Source organism: Kocuria sp. CPCC 204721 (assembly GCF_040980945.1).
Lineage (GTDB): Bacteria > Actinomycetota > Actinomycetes > Actinomycetales > Micrococcaceae > Kocuria > Kocuria marina.
On record NZ_JAVKPO010000072.1, the window covers coordinates 1 to 508 of the forward strand.

Annotated in this window: 2 protein-coding genes; both read right to left on the reverse strand. The window is 70.3% G+C overall.

Annotated features, from left to right (window positions below; translation table 11 throughout):
• Positions 1-281, reverse strand: a 281-nt coding sequence (locus tag RF637_RS13910) for a 50S ribosomal protein L18 (RefSeq protein ID WP_368845140.1), incomplete at its 3' end; no start/stop codon positions are given.
• Positions 282-283: 2 nt separating this feature from the next.
• Positions 284-508: 50S ribosomal protein L6 (rplF, locus tag RF637_RS13915; RefSeq protein WP_368845141.1), on the reverse strand; the 225-nt coding region annotated here is incomplete at its 5' end.

Genomic DNA, 508 nt, shown 5'->3' on the forward strand with positions numbered 1-508 from the left:
TCGACACCGGCGGCCTTGGCGCGCTCGGCCACGAGCTCACCCACGCGCTTGGCCTTGGCGGTCTTGTCCGCGTCGGCGCCGCGCAGGTCGGCCTCCATGGTGGAGGCCGAGGCGACGGTGACACCCTTGGTGTCGTCGACGACCTGGACGAACACGTGGCGGGCGGAGCGGTTGACGACCAGGCGCGGGCGCGCGGCCGTGCCGGCCAGGTGCTTGCGCACCCGGACGTGGCGGCGGCTGCGGGCCGCGGCCTTGGACTTGCCCTTGATCTTCAGAGCCATGGTTACTTACCAGCCTTTCCGGCCTTGCGGCGGATCTGCTCGCCGGCGTACCGCACGCCCTTGCCCTTGTAGGGCTCGGGGGCGCGCAGCTTGCGGATCTTCGCGGCGACCTCGCCGACCTGCTGCTTGTCGATGCCGTTGACCGAGAGCTTGTTGACGCCCTCGACGGTGAACGAGATGCCCTCCGGGGCCTTGAAGGTGATCGGGTGGCTGTAGCCGAGCGCGAA